Source organism: Hansschlegelia beijingensis (genome assembly GCF_045505405.1).
In the GTDB taxonomy this organism is placed as follows: Bacteria; Pseudomonadota; Alphaproteobacteria; order Rhizobiales; family Methylopilaceae; genus Methylopila; species Methylopila beijingensis_A.
The window spans coordinates 1-2,474 of sequence record NZ_JBJKEX010000412.1 but is presented as its reverse complement, the minus strand read 5'-3'; the positions used below and the strand labels follow the sequence as shown (position 1 = coordinate 2,474).

At 71.0% G+C, this 2,474-nt stretch carries 5 protein-coding genes; 1 reads left to right on the top strand and 4 read right to left on the bottom strand.

All coding sequences use genetic code 11. The annotated features are described in order from the left end of the window. A partial coding sequence (locus ACIKT0_RS16870; protein WP_407106530.1) for a DNA recombination protein RmuC occupies positions 1–893 on the top strand: 893 nt, incomplete at its 5' end. A 35-nt stretch (positions 894–928) separates the two neighbouring features. Here ACIKT0_RS16870 and recR read toward each other — a convergent pair. The 4 genes from recR to ACIKT0_RS16850 form a co-directional block, all read right to left on the bottom strand. Further along, entirely contained in the window at positions 929–1,534 is a 606-nt protein-coding gene (recR, locus tag ACIKT0_RS16865; protein ID WP_407106529.1) for a recombination mediator RecR, read from the bottom strand. 49 nt (positions 1,535–1,583) lie between these two features. Beyond that, positions 1,584–1,904, bottom strand: a complete 321-nt coding sequence (locus ACIKT0_RS16860; RefSeq protein ID WP_407106528.1) for a YbaB/EbfC family nucleoid-associated protein — start codon at positions 1,902–1,904, stop codon at positions 1,584–1,586. Positions 1,905–1,920: 16 nt separating this feature from the next. Next, positions 1,921–2,328, bottom strand: a complete 408-nt coding sequence (locus ACIKT0_RS16855; protein ID WP_407106527.1) for a hypothetical protein — start codon at positions 2,326–2,328, stop codon at positions 1,921–1,923. Then, positions 2,280–2,474: hypothetical protein (locus ACIKT0_RS16850; RefSeq protein ID WP_407106531.1), on the bottom strand; the 195-nt coding region annotated here is incomplete at its 5' end. The genes ACIKT0_RS16855 and ACIKT0_RS16850, both read right to left, overlap by 49 nt.

Here is a 2,474-nt window from a genome sequence, read left to right as displayed (position 1 = left end):
CCGAGCGGCTGGACGCCGTGGGGGCGCGCGTCGGAGACGGACTTGCGGCGAACGGCCAGGCCACGGCCGAACAGCTTTCGCGGCTGGAGGCCCGGCTCGCGGTGATCGACGCCGCAGGCGCCAGCATCGGGGCGCTCGCAGGCCAGGTGACCGATCTCAAGGCGATCCTGGCCAACAAGCCCGCGCGCGGCGCCTTCGGCCAGGGCCGCATGGAGGCCATCCTCAAGGACGCGCTTCCGCCCTCCGCCTATGCGTTCCAGCCTCAGCTCTCGACCGGCGTCAGGCCGGACGCGCTCATCCGGCTGCCGGGCGACGACCGGCCGCTCGTGATCGACGCCAAGTTCCCGCTCGAAGGTTTCGAGCGGCTTCGCTCAGCCGACGGACCCGACGCCCAGAAGGCCGCGGAAGCGCGGGTGCGCGGCGACGTCGGCAAGCACGTCTCGGACGTCGCCGCCAAATATCTCCTGCCGGGCGAGACCCAGGACGTCGCGCTGCTTTTCGTGCCCTCGGAGCAGATTCACGCGGAACTCGCCGAACGGTTCGACGACGTGGTCGGGCGCGCGCACCGCGCCCGCGTGCTGATCGTCTCGCCTTCACTGCTGATGCTGGCCGTTCAGGTGGTGCAGGGGCTGACCCGCGACGCCGCGATGCGCGATCAGGCGCATCTCCTGCAAGCGGAGGTCGGCCGCCTGCTCGACGACGTGAGGCGCATCGGCGAGCGCGTCGAGAAGCTCAAGGGGCATTTCGGACAGACGGTGGCTGACCTCGACCAGATCGCGATCTCGGCCGAGAAGATCTCGCGGCGGGGCGCGCGGCTCGAGCAGATGGAGCTCGGCGCCGCTCCCCCCGCCGAAACCCTGCCGAACCCGCTTCGGAGAGAGGCGGCGGAATAGTCGCGAGGATCGCCTCTGCGGCCTCGCCGGCGCCTTCAGAACGTCGTCCGGCTCCGGATCGCGGCCGCCAGCGTGCCGTCGTCCAGGTAATCAAGCTCGCCGCCGACCGGCACGCCATGGGCTAGCCGGGTGACCTTGACGTCGGCCCCGGCGAGGAGATCGGTGACGTAGTGCGCGGTGGTCTGGCCCTCGACAGTGGCGTTCACCGCGAGAATCACCTCGCGCACCTCCGCCGCCGCCGCGCGATCGGGCAGGGTGGCGAGGTTCAGGTCCTCCGGTCCCCGCCCGTCGAGCGGCGACAGCGTGCCGCCGAGCACATGATAGCGTGCGGAAACCGCGCCGGATCGTTCGAGCGCCCAGAGGTCCGAGACGTCCTCGACCACCACGATCGTCGCTCCGTCGCGGCGCGGGTCGCGGCAGATCGCGCACGGATCCTGGGTGTCGACATTGCCGCACACCGAGCAGGTCGTGACGCGCTCGCAGGCGAGCCGCATCGCGTCCGACAGCGGCGCGAGCAGCTTGTCCTTGCGCGTGAGCAGATGCAGCGCCGCCCGCCGGGCGGAGCGGGGCCCCAGTCCCGGCAGCTTGCCCAAAAGCTGGATCAGGCGCTCGATCTCGGGGCCGGCGGCGGAGCGGGACATCAGGGCGAGGGGCTTATCCGTCCCGCGAGGTTCGGGAGCGACAGAGGGCTCAGAACAGTTTCATGCCGGGCGGAATCGGAAGCCCCGCGGTGAGCCCCTGCATCTTCTCCTGAGCGGCGGCCTCGGCCTTGCCGCGCGCGTCCGAATGGGCTGCGACCAGGAGGTCCTCGAGGATTTCGGCCTCTTCGGGCTTCAGCAGGCTGGGGTCGATCTTCACGCTGCGCAGGTCGCCCTTTGCGGAAAGCGTGACGCGGACCGCGCCGCCGCCGGACGCGCCCTCGACCTCGATGCGCTCGAGTTCGGCCTGGGCGTCCTGCATCTTCTGCTGGAGCTCCTTGGCCTTCGCCATCATCCCCATGAGGTCGCGCATCGGCGCTCCTTCCGCGTCAGAATTCGTCGTCGTCGTCGATCGCAGGTAGGGCGTCGCTTTCCGCCGCGTCAAGCTCCGCGTCCGCGGCCCGAGCGCGAGGGCGCACGTCGATGATCACGGCGCCCGGCATGCGGTCGAGGATCGCCCGGACGTCCGGATGCGCCTGGACCCCGGCCAGCCGCGCTGCGGCCTCCGCGTCGGCGCGTTCGCGCAGCGTCGGCGCGCCTTCGCCGGCTGCGACTGCGACCATCCAGCGGGCGCCGGTCCACTCCTGCAGCTTCTTCGAGATGGCCCCGGCGAGATCCGGCTGCGCGTCAGCGGTCGGCTGAAACTCGAGCACCTCATCCTCGAACCGGATGACGCGCACCTGCCGCATCAGGGCGTCCTGCATGAGGATGTCGCGGTTCTTGGCCGCCAGCGCCACGAGGTCCTCGAAGCGTTGCAGCCGCACCGTCGGCTGAGCACGCCCTTCTCGCCGATGAGGCGGGCCTGGCGCGGGGTCAGCTTCTTGCCGGCCTCGAGCACGACCTCGCCGGTGTCGGCGTCGATCAGGTCGACCGTCGCGTTGAA